23 protein-coding genes and 1 other annotated feature are annotated in these 22,388 nt (G+C 41.4%); of the genes, 18 read left to right on the forward strand and 5 right to left on the reverse strand.

Annotated features, from left to right (window positions below):
- Window positions 1–28: 28 nt before the first annotated feature.
- Window positions 29–844, reverse strand: a complete 816-nt coding sequence (locus ACUXV2_RS05385) for a Cof-type HAD-IIB family hydrolase (RefSeq protein ID WP_446246020.1) — start codon at window positions 842–844, stop codon at window positions 29–31.
- 232 nt (window positions 845–1,076) lie between these two features.
- Between ACUXV2_RS05385 and ACUXV2_RS05390 the strand changes: the two genes are divergently transcribed.
- A complete protein-coding gene (locus ACUXV2_RS05390) occupies window positions 1,077–1,850 on the forward strand; it encodes a prolyl oligopeptidase family serine peptidase (protein ID WP_446246021.1) in 774 nt (257 codons plus the stop codon).
- 69 nt (window positions 1,851–1,919) lie between these two features.
- Window positions 1,920–2,228, forward strand: a complete 309-nt coding sequence (locus ACUXV2_RS05395) for a metal-sulfur cluster assembly factor (RefSeq protein ID WP_446246022.1) — start codon at window positions 1,920–1,922, stop codon at window positions 2,226–2,228.
- 46 nt (window positions 2,229–2,274) lie between these two features.
- Here the strand turns inward: ACUXV2_RS05395 and ACUXV2_RS05400 are convergent, their stop codons facing one another.
- Window positions 2,275–3,084 carry an undecaprenyl-diphosphate phosphatase gene (locus tag ACUXV2_RS05400; RefSeq protein ID WP_446246023.1) on the reverse strand — a complete coding sequence of 270 codons (810 nt, stop codon included), beginning with the start codon at window positions 3,082–3,084 and terminating at the stop codon, window positions 2,275–2,277.
- A gap of 197 nt (window positions 3,085–3,281) precedes the next feature.
- Between ACUXV2_RS05400 and ACUXV2_RS05405 the strand changes: the two genes are divergently transcribed.
- Both ACUXV2_RS05405 and clpB read left to right on the forward strand, forming a co-directional pair.
- Window positions 3,282–3,461: a YjzC family protein gene (locus ACUXV2_RS05405; protein WP_032089181.1), complete on the forward strand. Its 180-nt coding sequence runs from the start codon at window positions 3,282–3,284 to the stop codon at window positions 3,459–3,461.
- Between the two features lie 168 nt (window positions 3,462–3,629).
- Entirely contained in the window at window positions 3,630–6,230 is a 2,601-nt protein-coding gene (clpB, locus tag ACUXV2_RS05410; protein WP_446246024.1) for an ATP-dependent chaperone ClpB, read from the forward strand.
- Between the two features lie 44 nt (window positions 6,231–6,274).
- Here clpB and ACUXV2_RS05415 read toward each other — a convergent pair whose 3' ends face one another.
- Window positions 6,275–6,460 carry a YjzD family protein gene (locus ACUXV2_RS05415; protein WP_446246025.1) on the reverse strand — a complete coding sequence of 62 codons (186 nt, stop codon included), beginning with the start codon at window positions 6,458–6,460 and terminating at the stop codon, window positions 6,275–6,277.
- A gap of 244 nt (window positions 6,461–6,704) precedes the next feature.
- On the opposite strand from ACUXV2_RS05415, the gene ACUXV2_RS05420 reads away from it, so the two are divergent.
- The 9 genes from ACUXV2_RS05420 to ACUXV2_RS05460 all read left to right on the forward strand — a co-directional run bounded on the left by ACUXV2_RS05420 (window position 6,705) and on the right by ACUXV2_RS05460 (window position 13,985).
- Window positions 6,705–7,448: a hydrolase gene (locus ACUXV2_RS05420; RefSeq protein WP_446246026.1), complete on the forward strand. Its 744-nt coding sequence runs from the start codon at window positions 6,705–6,707 to the stop codon at window positions 7,446–7,448.
- Window positions 7,449–7,469: 21 nt separating this feature from the next.
- Window positions 7,470–8,186 carry a hypothetical protein gene (locus tag ACUXV2_RS05425; RefSeq protein WP_446246027.1) on the forward strand — a complete coding sequence of 239 codons (717 nt, stop codon included), beginning with the start codon at window positions 7,470–7,472 and terminating at the stop codon, window positions 8,184–8,186.
- 127 nt (window positions 8,187–8,313) lie between these two features.
- A complete protein-coding gene (locus tag ACUXV2_RS05430; protein ID WP_446246028.1) occupies window positions 8,314–9,282 on the forward strand; it encodes a BMP family ABC transporter substrate-binding protein in 969 nt (322 codons plus the stop codon).
- On the forward strand, window positions 9,282–9,470 hold the full coding sequence (locus tag ACUXV2_RS05435) for a ComZ family protein (protein ID WP_446246029.1): 189 nt from the start codon (window positions 9,282–9,284) through the stop codon (window positions 9,468–9,470). The genes ACUXV2_RS05430 and ACUXV2_RS05435 overlap by 1 nt, the downstream gene beginning before the upstream one ends.
- A gap of 235 nt (window positions 9,471–9,705) precedes the next feature.
- Entirely contained in the window at window positions 9,706–10,638 is a 933-nt protein-coding gene (locus ACUXV2_RS05440) for a beta-ketoacyl-ACP synthase III (protein ID WP_446246030.1), read from the forward strand.
- A gap of 42 nt (window positions 10,639–10,680) precedes the next feature.
- Window positions 10,681–11,922: a beta-ketoacyl-ACP synthase II gene (gene fabF, locus ACUXV2_RS05445; protein ID WP_446246031.1), complete on the forward strand. Its 1,242-nt coding sequence runs from the start codon at window positions 10,681–10,683 to the stop codon at window positions 11,920–11,922.
- A 122-nt stretch (window positions 11,923–12,044) separates the two neighbouring features.
- Window positions 12,045–12,842 (forward strand): DUF2268 domain-containing protein, encoded by a 798-nt coding sequence (locus ACUXV2_RS05450; protein WP_446246032.1) that lies wholly within the window; start codon window positions 12,045–12,047, stop codon window positions 12,840–12,842.
- A gap of 88 nt (window positions 12,843–12,930) precedes the next feature.
- Window positions 12,931–13,152 carry a hypothetical protein gene (locus ACUXV2_RS05455; RefSeq protein ID WP_446246033.1) on the forward strand — a complete coding sequence of 74 codons (222 nt, stop codon included), beginning with the start codon at window positions 12,931–12,933 and terminating at the stop codon, window positions 13,150–13,152.
- 83 nt (window positions 13,153–13,235) lie between these two features.
- On the forward strand, window positions 13,236–13,985 hold the full coding sequence (locus tag ACUXV2_RS05460; RefSeq protein WP_446246034.1) for a DUF3603 family protein: 750 nt from the start codon (window positions 13,236–13,238) through the stop codon (window positions 13,983–13,985).
- A 142-nt stretch (window positions 13,986–14,127) separates the two neighbouring features.
- Here the strand turns inward: ACUXV2_RS05460 and trpS are convergent, their stop codons facing one another.
- Both trpS and ACUXV2_RS05470 read right to left on the reverse strand, forming a co-directional pair.
- The gene (gene trpS, locus ACUXV2_RS05465) at window positions 14,128–15,126 is read right to left on the reverse strand and encodes a tryptophan--tRNA ligase (protein WP_446246035.1); all 999 of its coding nucleotides are present in this window, start codon (window positions 15,124–15,126) and stop codon (window positions 14,128–14,130) included.
- 50 nt (window positions 15,127–15,176) lie between these two features.
- Window positions 15,177–15,416: a binding site (T-box leader), on the reverse strand.
- 37 nt (window positions 15,417–15,453) lie between these two features.
- Entirely contained in the window at window positions 15,454–15,837 is a 384-nt protein-coding gene (locus tag ACUXV2_RS05470; RefSeq protein WP_446246036.1) for a DUF3899 domain-containing protein, read from the reverse strand.
- A 511-nt stretch (window positions 15,838–16,348) separates the two neighbouring features.
- Here ACUXV2_RS05470 and ACUXV2_RS05475 point away from each other — a divergent pair.
- From ACUXV2_RS05475 to ACUXV2_RS05495, 5 genes are all read left to right on the forward strand, one after another.
- Entirely contained in the window at window positions 16,349–18,004 is a 1,656-nt protein-coding gene (locus tag ACUXV2_RS05475; RefSeq protein ID WP_446246037.1) for a peptide ABC transporter substrate-binding protein, read from the forward strand.
- Window positions 18,005–18,176: 172 nt separating this feature from the next.
- Window positions 18,177–19,106: an oligopeptide ABC transporter permease gene (gene opp3b / locus ACUXV2_RS05480; RefSeq protein ID WP_446246038.1), complete on the forward strand. Its 930-nt coding sequence runs from the start codon at window positions 18,177–18,179 to the stop codon at window positions 19,104–19,106.
- Window positions 19,106–20,131 carry an oligopeptide ABC transporter permease gene (opp3C, locus tag ACUXV2_RS05485; RefSeq protein WP_446246039.1) on the forward strand — a complete coding sequence of 342 codons (1,026 nt, stop codon included), beginning with the start codon at window positions 19,106–19,108 and terminating at the stop codon, window positions 20,129–20,131. The genes opp3b and opp3C overlap by 1 nt, the downstream gene beginning before the upstream one ends.
- Window positions 20,132–20,151: 20 nt before the next feature.
- The gene (locus tag ACUXV2_RS05490) at window positions 20,152–21,225 is read left to right on the forward strand and encodes an ABC transporter ATP-binding protein (RefSeq protein WP_446246040.1); all 1,074 of its coding nucleotides are present in this window, start codon (window positions 20,152–20,154) and stop codon (window positions 21,223–21,225) included.
- Window positions 21,225–22,160, forward strand: coding sequence for an ABC transporter ATP-binding protein (locus tag ACUXV2_RS05495; protein WP_446246041.1), 936 nt, complete (start codon window positions 21,225–21,227; stop codon window positions 22,158–22,160). Before ACUXV2_RS05490 ends, ACUXV2_RS05495 begins: the two co-directional genes overlap by 1 nt.
- Window positions 22,161–22,388 lie beyond the last annotated feature (228 nt).

Here is a 22,388-nt window from a genome sequence, read left to right on the forward strand (position 1 = left end):
ACAGTAAAAAAAATTCCCACTCCTGCCATTAAAGATTGAAGCGATTTTGCAGGTATCTTCCTATCCCGTCTTCTTCATTTGTCAACGTAATTTCATTTGCGATTTCTTTTACTTTATCTATGGCATTCCCCATTGCAACGCCTGTGCCTGCATATTGAAGCATTTCAAAGTCGTTGTCTTCGTCCCCGAAAGCTATGATGCGCTCCTGGGGTATTTGTAAGGATGAAGCGACTTTCTCTATTCCGACAGCTTTGTTTAACCCTGATTTAACGATTTCGATGACATGCCATGGAGCAGCCCATCTGCGGTGATCGATCACTTCTGCATGGACTTCATCAAGGTGAGCACGGATATCTTTCACATCATCTTCTTCCGCATGAATCAGCATGGAAGTGGGATGCTCTGAGAGGACTTCTCGGATATCACCGGTTGAGATCGATGGGTTACCCATCATGAAGACATCAATGAGCTTTTCATCATGATAGTGAAGGTACACATCATCCTTTACTTCAGCGATGATGTTTCGAAACGGAAAGTCATGGCAGGCTTCAATGATCTGCTTTGACACTTGTAAATCCATAGGGGTGTGATATGTCCCCCAGTTCTCGTCTGTCGGATGATGGACAAAAGCACCATTGAAGTTGACGATTGGCGTACGTAATTGTAACTGCTTATAATAAATTTCACTGGCACGATAAGGACGTCCGGTGGCGATCATTACTTCGTGGCCTTGCTTTCTTGCCTGAGTCAAAGTATGAAGGGTTTTTGAGGAAATCTTCTTTTCGTCTGTCAGTAAAGTACCATCCAAGTCCAGGACTATTAAGTGCTTTTCGTTTGAATTCATATCGTATTTCTCCAATTCTTTGTAGTGTAGTGAAACGGATCAAGTGTGTTAATATGTAGTGAACAGCAAACCATCACTGTAAGAATAGTGTATAAGGGGTCGTGAAAGCTGTCCATATCATGAAATTGAATTTAATGATATTTTTACAAAAGTCGATTTTAAATATTATACATGCTGTAAAAACTAGGATATCATATTACTGTTATCAGCGTACAGGAGGGAGCAAGTTACCATGATCGTAGTCGAGAAATCGAACATAGAAGACATTCCTTATCTTCACCTTGTAAAAGAAGAAGAAAAAAGCCAGGCTTTGCCAATTTGTTTTTTTATACATGGATTCACCAGTGCGAAAGAGCATAATCTTCATTATGCCTATTATTTGGCTGAAAAAGGCTTTCGGGTCGTACTCCCTGATTGTCTCGAACATGGTGAAAGAGCGACTGGAAAATCGGAAGAGGAACTGGGCAGCGTTTTCTGGAAGATTGTATTGAATAGCATTCATGAACTTTCCATCCTGAAAGGGCATTTCGAGAAAAAAGGCCTGCTGATGGAAAATGGAGTAGGAGTAGCAGGTACGTCAATGGGGGGGATTGTCACCCTTGGAGCTTTGACACAATATGATTGGATTTCATCAGCTGTATCACTGATGGGCAACCCTTCTTATGTGAAGTTTGCAAAAGCACAGTTGGCACATCTGAAATCCGCTGGCTATCAGCTGCCATTCAGTGAAGAAGAAGTGAAGGCAATCCTTAACGAGTTATCCCACTACGATTTAAGCTTGCAGCCGGAAAAGCTGAAAGGACGTCCGCTCATGTTCTGGCATGGGAAAAGAGACAAGGTCGTTCCATTTCACCTGACAGAAGAATTTTACAAAAGTATCCTCCCTGCGTATGAAGGGAATGAAGAAAACATCTTATTTGTCGCTGATGATAAAGCAGACCATAAGGTTTCTAGAGATGGTGTCATAAAGCTTGTGGAATGGTTCGAGAAGCATCTTTCGGCTTAACCTTTTGTCTTCAATGGCCTTCTTTGATAAGATAATGACAAGGTGAAATAAGAAAAGGAGAGTGTAACAATGGATCAGGATCTTAAAGATAATTTGATGGGAGCACTTGAACAGGTAGTGGACCCAGAATTAGGAATAGACATCGTGAATTTAGGATTGGTATATGACGTAGAGCTTGACGAAGAAGGTAAAGCGACTGTCACCATGACGCTTACATCTATGGGCTGCCCGCTGGCAGGGACAATCGTCGATCAAGTCAAGGCCGCGTTAAGTGACATCCCTGAAGTAAAAGAAACAGAAGTGGATATCGTATGGAATCCGCCTTGGAGCAAGGACAAGATGTCACGCTACGCAAAAATTGCACTTGGCATCACATGATCAAAAAAACCCCTTTTCAAATTGAAAAGGGGTTTTTTACATGGAATCAAATAAAAATAACAACCAATATACCGACAATCAAGCAATAAAAAGCGAAATATTTCAGGTTCCCATTGGCCATGATGTTCATGAACCATTTTAAAGAGAAGTATGATGCAATCAATGATCCAGCAAATGCCAGTAGATAAGGCATTGTCATCGATGCTGCCGGCGGGGTTTCAATCAAGTCTTTGATACCGAGAAGCATGACTCCGAAACTGACCGGAATATATAGAAGGAAAGAATAGCGTAATGCTGTCTCTGCTTTCATACCTCGTGCCATGGCTGCAACGATTGTGGCACCGGATCGACTGATTCCCGGAATCAATGCGACTGCCTGAGCGAGACCGATGATGAGGGCATCCTTCACGTTAAGGTCCCCATCGTTTTTTCTGCCGCGAAGATTACGGATAAGCCATAAAGCCGTTCCTGTGATAATAAGTGTAATTCCGATCGTTACGACGTAAGAAAGGTTATCTTCAATAAAATCTCCAAATAAGACGCCGATGACCCCGGCTGGAATCGTACCTATGATCAAATACACAATAAAATGGAAATCGCGCTTGTTCTCAGGTGTTTTTTCTTTGAAATAACCTAATCCATTGACAATAAGACGCCAAATATCTTCACGATACACTAATAATACTGCAAATAAGGAAGCTGTATTCACTAATATTTCAAAGGTCAATCCTGGTTCTTCTATACCCAGGAAGTACTGAGCAAGAACGAGATGACCGCTCGATGATATGGGAATAGGTTCAGTGAAACCCTGGAAAATCCCTAAAAATAAGTATTTCAAAATCAGATAAAAATCCATTGCATTTCCTCCAAGCGTAATTTCTCCACATTTTTTTATTTAACACCAAATAGTGACAGACTGTAAAGACTTTTTCCGAATGTTAACCAAACCGTAATCTAATGTTCAAGAAAGATACCTTCTTCTGGCATGCATGAACATCATCATGAAGAAGAAAATAAAAAAGAAGCCATGCTTCAAACAGAGGAGGTATCACAATGGGACAACCAAGACATTTCAGGGGCGGAGAAAAAGCGCCGAACAATGGGATCTATATTGAAATTGGTGAAACCGGAAGCAACGTAAACAATCCTCAAAAGCTTAAAATGAAAGCGGGAGACCGGTTCCCTGAAAATTCAAACCACAATCGTCACTGGACATACATGAGAAAACCTTAATAATGGAGTTTTTTTGGAACAAGGATGACCGTTTAGGAATTCAGGGAATTGGATTAAAAAATTTCTTGATTGATACGGTCATTCCTTGTTCTTTTTCTTTTTCATTATCATGATAAAGAGATATAATGAAGAAAAGGTCAATAAAGGTCAAGGAGAGGTGTTGAGCACATGAATGTTGATTCCATGACACACAGTATTCAAGAAGGACTTGCCGCTGCAGGCCAGATTGCCAAAGACCATAAGCATACCGATATACGGATACTTCACCTATGGAAGGTTTTTATTCAAAACCAGCATGGACTTCTTACATCCATCTATGAAAAAGCTGGGATAAATACGTCTGATCTCCATGATTTTATTCATCAAAAGCTGAAAGGAATTCCCGCGGTTGAAGGTTCTGGAGTACGGTATGGACAATACTTATCCAATGATGTAAACCGCCTGTTTATCGAAGGAGAAAAGCTCCAAAGACAATGGGGGGATGATTTTTTATCAATCGAACACTTAATCCTTGCTTTATTTCAGCAAACTGATCATCCCGTCAGCAAATATATGAAGGAAAAAGGAATCACAAAAGAGCAGCTGACAACGATCATTACTTCCATAAGAGGGGGAAAAAAGGTGAATACGCAAAATCCAGAAGTTACATACGAAGCACTTGAGAAGTATGGGAGGGATCTCGTAGCTGAAGTCAAATCAGGAAAAATCGATCCTGTCATCGGCAGGGACAGTGAAATCCGTCATGTCATCCGCATCCTTTCGAGAAAAACGAAGAATAACCCAGTACTGATCGGTGAACCGGGAGTGGGGAAAACAGCAATCGTGGAGGGGTTGGCGCAGAGGATCGTAAGAAAGGACGTTCCCGAGGGGCTTAAGGATAAAACCATATTTGAACTTGACATGAGTTCACTCGTTGCAGGGGCAAAGTTTCGCGGGGAATTTGAAGAGAGATTAAAAGCTGTCCTGACAGAAGTGAAAAAAAGCGAAGGGAAAATCCTTTTGTTTATCGATGAACTCCATACGATTGTCGGAGCTGGAAAAACAGAAGGTGCTATGGATGCCGGCAACATACTGAAACCAATGCTTGCCAGGGGTGAACTTCACTGTATCGGTGCCACTACGCTGAATGAATACCGAAAATATATAGAAAAAGATCCGGCGTTGGAGCGCCGCTTTCAACAGGTGTTGGTACAGGAGCCGAACGTGGAAGATACCGTATCGATTCTAAGGGGGTTGAAGGAACGATTTGAAATCCACCATGGTGTCAATATCCACGACCGCGCGATTGTCGCTGCGGCTAGGCTGTCAGATCGGTACATTTCAGATCGTTTTCTGCCGGATAAAGCGATTGATCTGATTGATGAGGCATGCGCAATGATCCGTACAGAAATTGATTCAATGCCTTCCGAGCTGGATGAAGTGACCCGTAAAGTGATGCAGCTTGAAATCGAAGAAGCGGCATTGACGAAAGAAAAAGATGAACAAAGTAAGGAACGTTTGAGCCGGATCATGGAAGATTTAAGTAATCTGAAAGAAAAATCCGGTGCGATGAAGCTCAAGTGGCTAAAAGAGAAAGAAAGCATAGGGGTTGTCCAGGAGAAGCGGGAAGAGTTGGAGAAGCTTAGACGCCAGCTTGATGAAGCGGAAAGCGACTATGACTTAAACAAAGCTGCAGAACTTAGACACGGCAGGATTCCTGCAATGGAGAAAGAACTTCAGTCCCTTGAACAGGAAATGATGAAGGAACAAGAGGGAAGGCTTGTAAGGGAAGAAGTGACGGAAGAAGAAGTGGCAAACATCGTAGCCAGATGGACCGGGATCCCTGTAACCAAGCTGGTCGAGGGTGAAAGGGAAAAACTATTGAAGCTTGATAAGATTTTGCATGAACGTGTCATCGGGCAGGATGAAGCAGTAGATCTTGTCAGCGATGCAGTGATCCGGGCAAGGGCCGGGATCAAGGATCCGAATCGACCAATCGGTTCGTTCATATTCCTTGGCCCCACCGGAGTTGGGAAGACAGAGCTTGCCAAGACGCTTGCCCACACTTTATTTGACAGTGAAGAACAAATGATAAGAATGGATATGTCTGAATATATGGAGAAGCATGCCGTATCAAGACTGGTCGGGGCACCTCCTGGTTACGTCGGCTATGAAGAGGGCGGACAGCTCACAGAAGCCATCAGAAGGAAACCGTATTCCGTGATCCTGCTCGATGAAATCGAAAAGGCTCATCCTGAAGTGTTCAATATATTACTGCAAATGCTCGACGACGGACGCATTACTGATTCGCAAGGGAGAACGGTTGATTGTAAAAACACGGTCATCATCATGACTTCCAACATTGGCTCATCCTATTTACTGGAGAGGAATAAAGATGAAAAAGAAATTGATGATGAAACGAAAGAGCTTGTGATGAAGCAGCTGAGGGGCTCATTCAGACCTGAATTCCTGAACCGAGTGGATGACATCATCCTATTCAAACCGCTCAGTATCGAAAATGTCAAAGGAATCATCGAAAAGCTGCTAACACAATTACAGTCCCGGGTAGAGGAACAGCAAATATCCATAAACCTGTCTGAAAAAGGCAAAGAGTTCATTGCACAAGCCGCTTACGATCCTGTCTATGGAGCACGCCCTTTAAAGAGGTATCTCCAAAGGGAAATCGAAACAAAGCTGGCAAGGGAACTGATTGCAGGAAATATTGGAGCAAATAAAGAAGTGATGATCGATGCCGGGGATGAAGGGCTGTATCTTACAGTAATTGAGTAAACAAGTGTACACATAATAAAAAGCAGCCTGCAACAGGCTGCTTTTTAATGATGATCCTCGACAGGATCGTTTGGAATGATCAATGTAATGACAAAAAGTAAAATTGTAATCGCAATTGATAAGATCAATCCTGTTTCAAAATGAAACGCTAATCCATTCATTGAACTTACAACGTAAGTTAACATCTGTGTTAAAACAAACGCCCAGAAAAATGTCCAGAAAAATCTCACGCCAGTCACCTCGTTCCTCTATTTTATCCATATGTAGATGGGTTACCACCATTTCCAATCTTTTTAATCATACCACACCTATTTTAAATAATAAATGGCGAATATGTGAAAATGTAACCCTTAACATTCGCTCTGCAGAAGGTAATAACTTGTTCATAATTTTACATTAAATAGGCAAACTTCCTTTCAAAAATTCTTTCTGTACATAAACTGTAGTGACTCACTATGTAAAAGGAGAATTTTAATGAATCGGCGATTGTTTCAATTAGATAAAGAGTGGTGCATGATTCATTATCCTGAAAGACCTAATGGATTCGCTGTCATGATCCTTGGTGACCATCACCATTATGTAGACGATAAAACAAGCTTTTGGGAGCAGCATGAAGCCAGGAAAAAGTGGATTAATGATTTAACGGCCAAAGGATACATTGTTTATTACAGCAATCTATATGGAGCCAATTGGGGTAGTGGTCAGGCAGTGGAGTTAGCGGTCAGACTATTTCAATATGTGAAGCGTAAAGAAATCATCAATGGCAAGATTCACATCCTGACAGAAGGGATGGGGGCACTTGTATTCAAAGAGCTCTATTCAAAGATGAAAAACGATATACGGGGAGTGGTGATGCTCACACCGTGTCTCTCCCTATATGAGCTGATCCAGCAGGAAAAAGAACAAAAATTCTTCTATAAAAAGCTTCTGAAAGAATTGGCTGAATCCAGGGGGATAAAGAAAGAAGACTATGAACAGGTTCTGATTCAATCACAATATGATTATGAGGTGTTTAAGGACATCCCTATTCCGCTTTATATTGTTCAATCCTATCATGTTAATCGTTATAAAAATCAATTTCCTCTCATAAAAGATATATATACACGTCGTTTAGGGAGAGGTTTTTCAACCGATCTCTTTTATGTGCTTCCGGAAAAAAGAAATTCACTAGGATTGAAATTTGCCTCTTACTTCTCATTACACGAGAAGGAATTATAGTCTTGATTAGGAGTGAGTGATTTGAATCATGCGATTGTGCTTGCGGCCCAGCAATATTTGGGATTTGAGCTCTGTAATGCCCTGCTGGAAAGAGGATGGACTGTGACAGCCGTTGATGACGATGGGGAAACTAAAGATAAATGGTTGGAAATAGGGAGAAACGCTAACATTCAATACGTTCCTACACATACTTGGGATCGGGAACTGCCGCTTGAATGCAGATTGTTTCTCCCTTATTATGACCAATTGGGCGGGAGTGAGTTTGAATGCATTGCATTGATAGAACAAGATTATCCTCATCGTGAAAACCTGCCCGAAATTGTTCAAATCTTTTCTAATCATTCTGAAAGAAATAAAGGAATGGGACACATTAAGGCTGCATCGAGCACCTTTTACCTGCCTACACTTTATGGTTCGCATCAACCTTCACAATTTCTTTTTTCTCAAATATTGTGTGGGAAGGATGAAGAACCTCAGTATGTAGATGATCCGAGTGGTGCCATCTATGTGAAAGATGCTGCCAATAGCATCATTAAACATTCAGGGGGCAGAGGAACTTACTCATTGAAATCACTCTCGGAAAACAGCTGGAAAGAAGCACTTTCTTATATAACCGATCAAGACATCATCCCTCCCGTACAAGAACGAAACAATGAAGGTGAATCCATCATTGTACATCCTTCTAAATCACATGAAACCATTTTGAGGGAACAGAAACAGAGAATGAACATTCTGTGATGACATGAATAAGAAAAATTTCTCTTTTATATGAATACCGATAAAGGTAAAATAGACATATTGGTGTAATATTTTTCTATTGATTCTTTTTATCGGCGCTGCATGAGCTTTAAAGGAGTTGCTGCACATGAAAAAGAAACTATACTTTCTCATTCTGGCGGTTTTAGCGCTTGGAATAAACGGATGTATGAACGGAAATGCCTCCGGAGAATTAGAAAATGTAGGCTTACTTGTTCCGGAAACAGTAAATGACGGGGTCTGGGGGACGAAAGGGTACAAAGGATTGTTAAAAATCCAATCAAATCACAATGTAGACGTATTTTATAAAGAGAGCATGAACAATGATACATCAATCGAACAGGCAATAAAGGAATATCAAAAAGGCGACGTTAACTTGGTTTTTGGGCATGGCAGTGAATATGCAGAGGTCTTTAATCGTATATCCAATGAATATCCTGATATTCAGTTTGTAAGTTTCAATGGTGATGCTTCTGAAAAGAACACGACCAGCTTGAAGTTCAAAGGGTATTCCATGGGTTTCTTCGGCGGCATGACAGCAGCTCAGCATACCAAAACAGATAAGATCGGCGTGATTGCAGCTTTTGATTGGCAGCCTGAAGTAAAGGGATTTGTCGATGGAGCAAGGTATCAGAATGAGGATATTGAGGTAATTGTTGAATATACCAGGGATTGGGATGACAAACCAAGGGCGTTGGAACGATTGAATGCATTGGTAAATCAGGATGCGGATGTTGTATATCCCGCCGGAGATGGCTATAATGTAGCTGTTATCGAAGAACTAAAAGAGCGGGGGTTGTTTGCGATCGGGTATGTATCCGATCAGTCAGATCTTGGAGAGTCCACGGTCCTCACAAGCACCGTCCAGCATGCTGATAAGCTATATGAAGTAGTGGCGGATAAATTTTCTGAAGGGGAGTTATCATCAGGGGTTCTTGAGTTTGATTTTAAAGATGGTGTTATTTCTATGGGTAAGTTCAGTCCATTGGTCCCCGAGGAATTCCAAACCGCTATCAACAAGCATGTCAGAAACTATATCGAAACAGGGAAATTACCAAACGGGAAGGAAGCAAAGTAATGAATCACGACAAATCGATGGAATTTATGCAAATTGCAATGAAGTACTTACCACAGGCAAAACAGACGCTGGATGAAGCGGGCATTGAATTATCGCCGGAAATGCTTCAGCCATTTATGACTCTTTTCACCCAGGTGATGGGGGAAGCATATGAATTAGGCAAGAAAGATGCCGTACATAACGATTGATCGTTAAAAAGACTGCCCAACAGATGGCAGTCTTTTTTAGTTCCCCTTGTAAATGGTCATTCATTCTGGAAAATGGGGGATTGTAAGAGTATGAACGTATGTTGAGTTTTAGGGGAATCATAAAACCATTGCACAAATAAACGATTTTCGTTAAAATTAGTACCAAGTCATAATAATTGATAATAAACTTATTGTATTGGGAGAACGAAAATATAAGAAAGCAGGGGATGCCAGTATGAATACAGGGATAATCGGAATTGGGCGTTACCTTCCTGAAAAGATTTTAACAAATGCAGATTTAGAGAAAATGGTCGATACTTCTGATGAGTGGATCCGTACACGGACTGGAATTGAAGAAAGACGTGTAGCAGGTGAGCACATTGAAACTTCGGATATGGCTTATGAGGCTGCAAAGAAAGCAATCGCTGATGCGGAGATCACACCTGAAGATATTGATCTGATACTGGTTGCCACTGTTACACCGGACCGGCCTTTTCCTTCGGTAGCCTGCTTGCTGCAGGATAGACTGGGAGCAAAAAGAGCTGCTGCCATGGATATCAGTGCGGCATGTGCAGGGTTCATGTATGGTATGATTACTGCAAAACAATTCATCGACAATGGTGTTTATAAAAATGTTCTGATCGTTGGAGTAGAGAAGCTCTCGAAGATAACGGATTGGGATGATCGAAATACAGCTGTTCTATTTGGAGACGCGGCAGGTGCTGCAGTCCTTGGACCTGTATCTGATGGAAAAGGGATTCTTGCATTCGAACTTGGGTCGGACGGTTCGGGAGCAAAACATTTGTACCAAGAAGAAAACATCGTGATGAACGGAAGGGAAGTATTCAAGTTTGCCGTCCGTCAAATGGGTGAATCAAGTGTGAATGTTATCGAAAAAGCCGGATTGAAAAAAGAGGATGTAGACTTCCTTATTCCTCATCAGGCCAATATTAGAATCATGGAAGCTGCCAGACAGCGTTTGGATCTTCCGGTTGAAAAGATGTCAAAAACAGTTAATAAATACGGCAATACTTCAGCAGCTTCCATTCCAGTATCACTGGTAGAAGATCTGCAGGAGGGAAGAGTAAAAGAAGATGATGTCGTTGTCATGGTAGGCTTCGGCGGCGGCCTGACGTGGGGCGCAATCGTGATGCGTTGGGGTAAATAAAGTGTAACTCTTCTACAATTTGTTTAAAAGGAGATGGATCGAATGAACAATAAACGTGTTGTTATAACTGGCTTAGGAGCTGTGACTCCATTAGGGAATAATGTAGAAACAACCTGGAACGGCATTTTGGAAGGGAAAACGGGGATTGGCCCATTAACGAGGCTTAATGCTGATGAGTATCCTGCGAAAGTGGCGGCTGAGTTAAAAGATTTTGATATAGAAGAATACGTCGAGCGTAAAGAAGCAAGAAAGATGGACCGCTTCACCCACTATGCGGTTGCAGCTTCCATGATGGCCGTCAAGGACTCGAAGTTAGATATTACCGATGAAAACGCCCATCGTGTAGGGGTATGGATCGGCTCGGGAATTGGTGGAATGGAGACATTCGAAAACCAATATGAAACCTTCCAAAAACGCGGTTACCGCCGTGTAAGTCCGTTCTTCGTGCCAATGATCATCCCGGATATGGCAACCGGACAAGTGTCGATCATGCTTGGCGCTAAAGGCGTTAACTCATGCACAGTAACAGCTTGTGCAACAGGTACTAATTCAATCGGTGATGCGTTCAAGGTCATTCAGCGCGGGGATGCCGACGTCATGATCTCAGGAGGAGCGGAAGCACCTATCACGAAAATGTCCGTCGCAGGATTCTGTGCCAACACAGCACTTTCAACCAATACCGATCCAGAGAAAGCTTCACGTCCATTCGATGCGAACCGGGATGGATTCGTAATGGGGGAAGGAGCTGGAGTTGTCGTGTTGGAGGAGCTGGAACATGCTTTGAAACGCGGAGCTACCATTTATGCTGAAGTTGCAGGATACGGAAGCACGGGAGATGCCTATCATATTACAGCACCTGCACCTGCAGGGGAAGGCGGAGCAAGAGCTATGAGAATGGCCCTCGAGGATGGAGGAGTGCGCCCGGAAGAACTTGATTATATCAACGCTCACGGTACGAGTACTCCATATAATGATAAATACGAAACGATGGCAGTCAAAGAAGTATTTGGTGAACATGCATATAAGCTTGCCATGAGCTCCACTAAATCAATGACTGGCCACCTATTGGGAGCTGCTGGAGGAGTGGAGGCCATCTTCACGGTATTGGCAATGAAAGATAGTATTCTTCCACCAACCATTAACCTGGATACTCCGGATGCGGATTGCGACCTGGACTATGTGGCAAATGAAGCCAGAAAACGTGAAGTGAATGTGGCGATGAGCAACTCACTTGGCTTCGGCGGACACAATGCCACACTGGTGTTCAAGAAATATACAAAATAACGAGTTTGAAGAGCGTACGAATCAATATTCGTGCGCTTTTTTTGTTTTATAGGGCGGCTTTACCTGTTACTAAAATCTCTTTTTCTACATATATATTTAAAAAAAGTGAAAGAGGGATGTATGTGACAATTGCTCCGACCGATGAATGGCTGGCAGAATCGCTCGACAATCCATTAGCGATCTTAAAGAAAACAAAACAGGGAAGATCTGACGATGTGGAATCCCTGTATCAATACCTCATGAAGCATGGAATGTACCGTCCTGCAATCGCTGCGAAAAAAATTTATGAATCCATGAAGGAAAACAAACTATGGGAAGTTTTTATGAAGCTTGAGAGGCTTTATAGAAGAAGATGGGATGGTCCGAATGTACCTGTTTATCTGCTTCCTGTACAGGAGAGAAGAGGGCTTTTTCAAACTTCTATGAAAAAATCAGGCGTGTGCTTCAAAGATGAAATTTATTTATTTTTAAAGGAACAGGAAGATATAAAAGAATATGAAGCGTTATTTGTTCATGAGTATCACCATTGCGTGAGAATGGACAGATTGAAAAAGAAAGATGAAGATTACACATTATTGGATTCAATCATATTTGAAGGTCTCGCTGAGCATGCTGTGCGCGAGTACTGCGGTTCTGAGTACGTAGCGGCCTGGACAAAAGCATACGATGACAAAGAGCTCTCGCGATATTATGAAAAGTGGATTCAACCGAACCTGAACATTACGCGGGTGAATCCACTCCATGATCATTTACTTCTAGGTCAAAAAAGTTATCCTAGAATGCTTGGTTATGCTGCAGGCTATTATCTGGTGGAACATGCACGAAAAAATAAGCAAGCAGTGACAAATCTGTTCATGGGGAAACCATCTTCCTTCTTCTTACCCAACAAAAAAACATCAACCTCCATTGAAGTGGAATAGGCAAACACCTGTTTTCGTCATATATCCCTCTGCTGCACATAAACTATAGTATAAAAGGACAAGCAAAAAGAGGGTAGAGGCGGAAGGCATGGTGTTTCGTATGTTCATATTATTTATAGGATTTGGACTGGCTGTTTCCGGAGGAGTGAGTCTGATCATTTATTTGAACCTTCTTACAACAGGTATGACCATTTTAGAATATTTGCTATTTGTAAGCACACGAGTAGAATGTTATCTATTCCTTGTTGGCATTCTCATCATTACCCTGACGATTTATTTGCCTCGCAGAAAAAATAACAACTATCTATAAAAGGTGCGCATTCAGGAATATTTTTACTCTTTTCTGCCTATACTGATTGACAAATAAGATTGTAGCAAAGCGAGGGGTCAATCATGTTATATCTTCATGATGTATGGGTAAATTGGTTTGAAGGCGAAGAAAATGGCTACAATGTGTGCCATTTTCACGAATGGAGAAAAGAAGATGTCATTGAGTTGTTAGATCAAGTACCTTTGTTAAAAGTGGATACCGGCCTTTTTCATTACATCGAGAATGATTTATCAGAATTACCTCAACAACTGCTGAATGATGTATACCAAAAAGCATATTTAAGAAAGAATCATGAACGCATTCAGCTGGATTACTGCTTTATTGTCACAGATGGGACAGGCATATTGGCAGTCGATACGATAGGATACACCGTCCCTATCCGAAAAAGCAGGCTCATTCCAAGGCAGGAACAGCTTGTTTATGAAATGGTGGATGGGCACGATTCAATCGAGTACTCCGTGGAACATGACCCGAAACAGGAGAATTCCTATCATATTCTTTCCCCCAGTCCCCATATGATGAATGGTTTGACAAGGAAAGAAAGACAGCTGAAGCAGCTGCTGTTTATGGCGCTTGATCAGCTGCACGGTTCTAAGAATACGGCTGAAATCCGTTACTGGTATACGGAGTGGGCACCTGAACAGTACCGCGTGATTCAGGATATGGATTTTGAAGACGTTTGGAATATGCTGTATGAAGAAACGAAATATGGTTGGTCGCACAAGCATCTCACTCTTTGTGAGAACCTTATTAAGGGGCAGCCATTCTTTGAGAAACTGTGGGAAGTTGAAAACCGTCCAAAAGTGAATTGAACTTCGAAACCTTAAGCCTGATAGGGCTTGAGGTTTTTTGTGGTTTAGAATAAGTGAAAAGCGCGGAACCTACAATTACGCGGAGGGAAGAAAAAGCCTAAAAAAAAATGCTGGAGCCATGTAAGCTCCAGCATTTTTCCCATTATCTTCTTTTTCTCTCTTTACGGCCAAGTCCCATGGCCTTTTCCATTTTCTTAAGCATCTTGCCTGCAGCTCGATTCGCTTTTTCAGCACCGCGGTCAAGGATGTCATCCAATTCTTCCGAGTCAATCAATTCATTATAGCGGTCCTGGATCGGTTTGATGGCGTTGACGACAACTTGAGCAAGGTCACTTTTAAACTCTCCGTACCCTTTTCCGTCATATTTTTGTTCCAGCTCTTCTACGGAAATACCCTCCAGGATGGAGTAAATCGATAATAAATTCGAAACGCCAGGTTTGTTTTCCTTATCGTATTTCACGACGCCGTCCGAGTCTGTGACAGCACTTTTGATTTTCTTCTCGATTTGTTTTGGATCATCGAGCAAAGTGATGAATGCTTTCTGATTGGCATCTGATTTACTCATTTTCTTTAACGGGTCCTGCAGGGACATGACGCGGGCCCCGACTTTAGGGATGCGGACCTCAGGAATGGTAAAGATGTCATTGTATTTATTGTTAAATCGCTCTGCCAGATTTCGGGTTAATTCCAAATGCTGTTTCTGGTCTTCGCCGACAGGTACTAAATCAGTCCCGTACAGAAGGATATCGGCTGCCATCAATGGCGGGTATGTCAATAAGCCGGCAGATACAGCTTCCTTGCCATGCGATTTATCCTTGAACTGAGTCATTCGCTCAAGTTCGCCAATATACGTTACACATTGCAGGATCCATCCCGCCTGCGCATGGGCAGGGACTTCCGACTGGATGAATAATGTCGATTTTTCAGGATCGATGCCACATGCGATATAGAGCGCTGCGAGGCTTTTGATGTTTTTACGCAGCTCCATTTTATCCTGCTGAACAGTAATCGCATGCTGATCTACTACACAGAAGTAACAGTTATACTCATTTTGCAATTCTGTAAACTGCTTCATTGCCCCGATATAATTACCAAGTGTAATCGTTCCGCTTGGCTGAATTCCGCTAAATATTGTCTTCATTGCTTTTCCTCCTATATTTACCCAAAATAAAAACCCATTCATCCTAAAAAAATAGGGACGAATGGGATTATATCCGCGGTGCCACCCTAAGTACTCACGAACATGAGTCAGCTTAGTCCATGCAGCTTGCATGGAACCTCTGTAACGTGAGGTAAATCCGTTATTCGCTACTGAAAATTCACAAATAAGGCTCAGAAGTCCATTCGCTAAAAGGTGATTACTTGTTTACACCTGACACAAGCTCTCTTGAAATCACAATTTTAGTTACTACTCTTCATCTACGCCTTGATATTAGTATCCCTATTATAGTGAAAAAACAAAGTTAATTCAAGTGTATATGAGATAGGACAGTGCCAGGGACAGTACAAGAAGGGAACTTCCTATTATAAGAAGGGAGCGGGTGATTTTATATGAACGGACGACTGTGAATTCTTCGTGAGCTTCCTTTGTTGAATCGATATCATCAAACTGGGAAAGGAACTTACCCTGAGTCGTACTTCTTCTGAATCTCTTTAAAGCATAAACAATGCCATTAAAGAAACCCTTTTGAAATATATACAGGAAAGCACCCGTGATTAAATAAATCATCCCTGTAATAAATAAGCTGTTTAGAGTGGAAAGAGCGAGCGGATCACCCTGAACAAGTGAAAAGACGATAGAGATGATCAAGATCAAAACCGCCATTACATAAATAGTAAATATACGTTTCATAATACTCCTTTATACCTTTTTTAATAAGAAGTATACATGATGAGGACAGTGAATTTCAATTGGATTTCATATATATACATTTACTGAGTGACTGTATCCTGGTTAAACACAATCATCTATTGCCCGCGTACAGTGAAGGGGTTGTAAAGGTTTCTTGAATTCTTTAGAGGGAATACTAGAGTTTACATTTGTAATAAAGAATCAGTGAAATTTATAAATATAATAGCGGAAACTTTCAATTTAGTTAGAATCATGACAAGAAGATGAAGCAGGAAAATAAATGAAAACGGACAATTGTAACAATTGTAATAGGACAAACACCCTAAAAGTAAAGGTGAAAACCCTTATAAATCAACGTTTTACGATCCTATTACCTATTAATCTGATAATTTTGCAAAAAAACTGTTAAATTAATATTGCAAAAATATCTCTATCATGTATAATAAGTAACAAATCTTCTGAAAATTAGAAGATAAATAAATATGAGATTTACGAGGAGGTCAATTTCAAGATGAAGAAAAAGTTTTCATTCTTGCTGGTTCTTCTTCTGGCTCTAAGTACTTTCCTAGCTGCTTGTGGCGGCAATGAAGGTGCAGAAGGCGGAGAATCAGGCGACAACGGCGGCGACAAGCCTGCTGAGCAAAAAGAACAAGTACTTAACTTGATCGAGAGTTCAGAGATCCCATCAATGGACTCTACACTAGCTACTGACTCTGTTTCATTCAACGTAATGAACAACGTATTCGAAGGTCTTTACCGTCTAGGTGAGAACGACGAAGCAGTACTAGGTATGGCTGCTGAAGAGCCGCAAGTAAGTGAAGATGGTCTTACTTACACGTTCAAGCTTCGTGATGCTAAATGGTCAAACGGAGATCCCGTTACTGCTAACGACTTCGTTTACTCTTGGCAAAAAGCTTTAAACCCTGATACTGGTGCAGAGTATGCGTACATCATGTACGATATCAAAAACGCTGCTAAAGTAAATGCTGGTGAAGTTCCAGTTGAAGAATTAGGTGTTAAAGCAATTGATGACAAAACGTTAGAAGTACAGCTTGAAGGTCAAGTACCTTACTTCAAAGCATTACTTTCTTTCGCAACTTTCTATCCTCAAAACCAAAAATTCGTAGAAGCTCAAGGCGATCAATTTGGTCTTGAAGCTGATAAAGCAGTTTACAACGGTCCATTCACACTTTCTGAGTGGAAGCACGAACAAAGCTTCAAATTAACTAAAAACGATGGTTACTGGGATGCAGAAACTGTCAAGTTGAAAGAAATCAACTTCAACATCGTTAAGGATACTGCAACAGCAGTTAACCTTTATGAAACAGAAAAGGCTGATATTACTGGTCTTTCAGCTGAATTCGTTGACAAGTACAAAGATGATCCAAACTTCAAAACTCTAGCGGATACTGCTGTATTCTTCCTTCGTTTAAACCAAAAGAACGAATTAATGGCTAACGTACACGCTCGTAAAGCAATCGATGCTGCTTATGACAAGCAAGGTATGGTTGACGTACTTATGAACAATGGTTCAATGCCTGCGTACTATCTAGTACCTAAAGATTTCGTATCAGGTCCAGACGGAGCTGAATACCGCGAAACTGTTGGCGATTTCGGTGGATACGATACTGAAAAAGCTAAAGAACACTGGGCAAAAGCGAAAGAAGAGTTAGGTAAAGATACGTTCGAAATCGAACTATTAAACTATGACTCTGAAAGCTCTAAGAAAGTCGGAGAATTCATTAAAGAACAATTAGAAACTAACCTTGAAGGTCTTACTGTTTCAATCAAAGCACAACCATTCAAGCAAAAACTTGATTTAGAATCTAAAGGTGACTATGACTTCTCATTCGCTGGATGGGGTCCTGACTATCCAGATCCGATGACGTTCGTTGACATGTTCGTTACTGATGGAGCTCATAACCAAATGGCTTACTCTAATCCAGAGTATGACAAGTTAGTTGAGCAAGCTAAAGGTGAACTAGCTAGTGATTTAGAAGCTCGTTGGCAAGCGATGATCGACGCAGAGAAGATTCTTTTCGAAGATCAAGCAATCAGCCCAATGTACCAAAGAGGTAGTTCTTACCTAGAGCGTCCATATGTTAAAGGTATCCTTCGCCATTCATTTGGTGCAGATAACTCTTACAAGTGGGCATCTGTTGAGTAATTCATAGCTCAATGACAAACCTTAAAAGGGAGAGTGTATGCGCGGGCATACGCTCTCCTTTTCCACTGATTGTCGAAAAAAAACTAAAAAGTAAAAATAGATTGAAAATTTGTCGAATATCTTTATAATTATTTATGAAATGAAAAAATAGACAATAAAGGGGGGCTAAAGAATGGTCAAATATACAATTCAACGACTCGTTTATATGATCATCACTTTGCTTATCATTGCTACCGCTACTTTCTTTCTGATGAAGCTCCTGCCTGGATCTCCACTACAAAATCAAGAAAGGCTGTCTCCGGAACAACAACAAATCATTTTGGATAAATACGGTCTGAATGACCCGCTGCCGGTTCAGTATGTGAACTACATGACCGGACTTGCTCAGGGTGATTTAGGTTTATCATTTCAATACGATAACCGCCCGGTTACACAAATCATTGGAGATCGTATTGGACCTTCCGCACTTCTAGGATTCCAAGCTATGGTATTAGGAACGTTTTTAGGATTATTAGTAGGAATCATTGCAGCAATCAAACATAATACTGTCTGGGATTATGGCTCTACTATACTAGCGGTTTTAGGGATCTCAATCCCTTCATTCGTTTTTGCTGCATTATTGCAATACTATGTAGGTGTAAAACTAGAGTGGCTTCCAGTTGCCCTTTGGGGAGAGTATAAACACACGATACTTCCAACACTAGCTCTTACGGTAGGTGTTGTGGCAACGATTGCGCGTTTCATGCGTACTGAAATGCTTGAGATATTAAACTCTGATTATATTTTACTGGCAAAAGCAAAAGGTATTTCAAAGATTGGAACTGTAGTAAAACATGCAGTGCGAAATGCGATGATTCCAATCGTTACAATCTTAGGCCCAATGACAGTCGCTGTTATGACTGGTTCACTAGTTATTGAGCGTATTTTTGCTGTTCCAGGATTAGGTGAGCAGTTCGTATTATCTATCAATACGAACGATTATACGGTTATCATGGGAATTACATTGTTCTTTAGTGTATTATTCATAGGAGTTATTTTCCTTGTTGATATCATGTACGGAATCATTGACCCACGTATTCGTTTGGCTGGAGGGAAGAAATAATGGAATCAAACAAAAGAAAATTAGATCAACTTAGTCCAGATCTCTTCCAGCATCAAAAGATCAATGAAAGCGAAGCTGAAAGAATCGAAAGACCGAGTTTGAATTTCTGGCAAGATGCCTGGATTAGATTAAGAAAAAGTAAAGGTGCCATTGTCGGAATGATTATTACTGCAATAATCTTGTTCTTTGCGATATTTGGACCGGGAATGAATGAATTCAGCTTTAAGCAACAGGAAATTAGACATGCAAAGCTTCCTCCTAAAATTGAAGCGCTTTCAGGGATTGGTTGGCTGCCCTTTGACGGAAAAGATGCAGATGGATTTGACGTATATGAAGCCAGGAATGTTGAAGTAAACTACTGGTTCGGTACAGATGACCTTGGACGCGATTTATGGACAAGAACTTGGACGGGTACAAGAGTATCGCTATATATCGGTATATTGGCAGCGATCATCGACTTCATCATCGGTATTTCATACGGTGGTATTTCTGCATACTATGGCGGAAAAGTCGATGATGTCATGCAGCGTATCATTGAAATCCTAGTAGGTATACCAAACTTGATCGTTGTCATTCTCTTCATCTTGATATTTGAGCCAGGGATATTCTCGATCACCATGGCGATGGTCATAACAGGATGGACCGGTATGGCCAGGATTGTCCGTGGTCAGGTCCTTCAATTGAAGAATCAGGAATTCGTGCTTGCTTCACGTACCTTGGGTGCGAGCAGCAACCGCCTAATCTTTAAGCACTTGCTGCCTAACGTAATGGGACCAGTAATCATCACCACGATGTTCACAGTTCCTGCAGCTATATATACTGAAGCATTCTTAAGCTTTATCGGATTGGGGATTTCACCTCCGAAAGCTTCATTAGGTTCCTTGGTTAATGATGGGTACAGATCGATTCAGTCTTATCCTCATATGATGTTAGTGCCTTCAGCAATAATATCATTAGTCATTCTAAGCTTTAACCTGATGGCTGACGGACTTCGAGATGCATTGGATCCGAAAATGCGTAAGTAATGGAAGGGAGATTAAAGAATATGTCAAAAAGAATTTTAGAAGTGAATGATCTACACGTCTCCTTCAATACGCATGGAGGGGAAGTCAAAGCTGTCCGCGGTGTAGATTTTCATTTAGATAAAGGTGAAACCCTTGCAATAGTAGGGGAGTCAGGTTCCGGGAAATCAGTAACGACAAAAGCGCTTATGAGATTGATTCCGAATCCTCCTGGTTTTATCAAAGGCGGAAAGATCATGTTTGAAGGTAAAGATCTTGCAACGCTGCCTGAGAAACAAATGGAAAAAATTCGCGGTAAAGATATCTCGATGATTTTCCAGGATCCGATGACTTCATTGAATCCGACGATGACGATCGGTAAGCAAATCATGGAACCGCTTGTCAAGCATCAGAACATGAATAAAAATGATGCGAAAAAACGCGCAATCGAGCTATTGAAGCTGGTTGGGCTTCCTAGTCCTGAGACACGCTTCAAACAATATCCGCACCAATTTTCAGGTGGTCAGCGCCAGCGTGTCGTAATCGCCATCGCATTAGCATGCAATCCAAAGATTCTTATCGCAGATGAGCCGACAACCGCGCTTGACGTTACAATCCAAGCACAGATCCTTGAATTAATGAAGGATTTACAGACGAAAATCGAAACATCCATTATCTTCATCACCCATGACCTTGGTGTTGTTGCGAACGTTGCTGATCGTGTAGCGGTCATGTACGGAGGACAGATCGTTGAATCCGGCACAGTGGATGAAATCTTCTATGACCCTCGTCACCCTTATACTTGGGGTCTGATCGGGTCAATGCCAACAACGGACACTGAAGGTGAGCAGGAATTGGTGGCCATTCCAGGAACACCTCCTGATTTGTTGAATCCTCCAAAAGGAGATGCATTCGCACTGAGAAGTGAGTATGCTATGAAGATTGATTTTGAACAAGAACCGCCATATTATAAGGTGTCTGATACACATATAGTTAAATCATGGTTGATGCATCCAAGTGCTCCACAGGTAGAGCCTCCTGAAGCGGTAAAACTAAGACATAGAAAAATGCCGTCTAACTACGCTGAGCCGGTACTTGTTGAGGAGGTTCGTTCATAATGGCAGAAAAATTACTTGAAATCAAAAACCTTAAACAATATTTCAACCCTGGAAAGCCTAATATGGTTAAAGCGGTTGATGATATATCATTTGATATTTACAAAGGGGAAACACTTGGACTTGTTGGAGAATCCGGCTGCGGAAAATCCACTACCGGACGTACAATCATTCGCCTGTATGATGCAACAGATGGTCAGGTGTTATTTAACGGGGATGATGTACATGGTAAGAAAAGCCGTTCCCAATTAAAGAAATTCAATCGTAAAATGCAGATGATTTTCCAAGATCCTTATGCGTCACTGAACCCTCGTATGAAGGTAGCTGACATTATTGCAGAAGGCATTGATATCCATGGCCTGGCTTCTTCAAAAGAAGAACGTTTGAGAAAAGTCCATGAACTTCTTGAAACGGTTGGCTTAAATAAGGAGCACGCAGGACGTTACCCGCATGAATTCTCAGGCGGACAAAGACAGCGTATAGGAATTGCGCGTGCCCTTGCAGTGGATCCGGATTTCATCATTGCGGATGAGCCGATTTCCGCATTGGATGTATCCATCCAGGCACAGGTAGTAAACTTGATGCAGCAGCTGCAAAAAGAAAAAGGATTGACTTACCTTTTCATTGCGCATGATCTGTCGATGGTTAAATATATCAGTGACCGTATCGGAGTAATGTATTTTGGTAAATTAGTAGAGCTGGCACCTAGTGATGCATTGTATAAGAACCCGCTTCACCCTTATACACAATCACTGCTTTCTGCCATACCTCTTCCAGACCCTGAATATGAGCGTACACGCAGAAGAAAAGAGTACGATCCTGCCGTTCATAATTATACGGAAGAAGATCAACTTGAGATGCGTGAAGTGGCACCAGGCCATTTCGTTTATTGCTCTGAAAAAGAATTTGCTCAATACCAGGCGCAATACAAAGGTTGATGCTTTTAGTAAGTCCCCTGATTTACAGGGGACTTTTTCTTTTTATGTATTCCACTCATTGGCCGGTATAAACAGCTTCATTTTTTTATACGTATTATTAATGGGAACTTTATAACCCAATCACCATAAAGGGTTGGGGTTACTCTGATTTCCTCGGAAATTCCGACATTTTAGGTGGATATTCCCTTTTCTTTGAAGTTATTTCCTTGTTAAAATAGTAGCAAGTGT

This window comes from Rossellomorea sp. NS-SX7, from assembly GCF_052828565.1.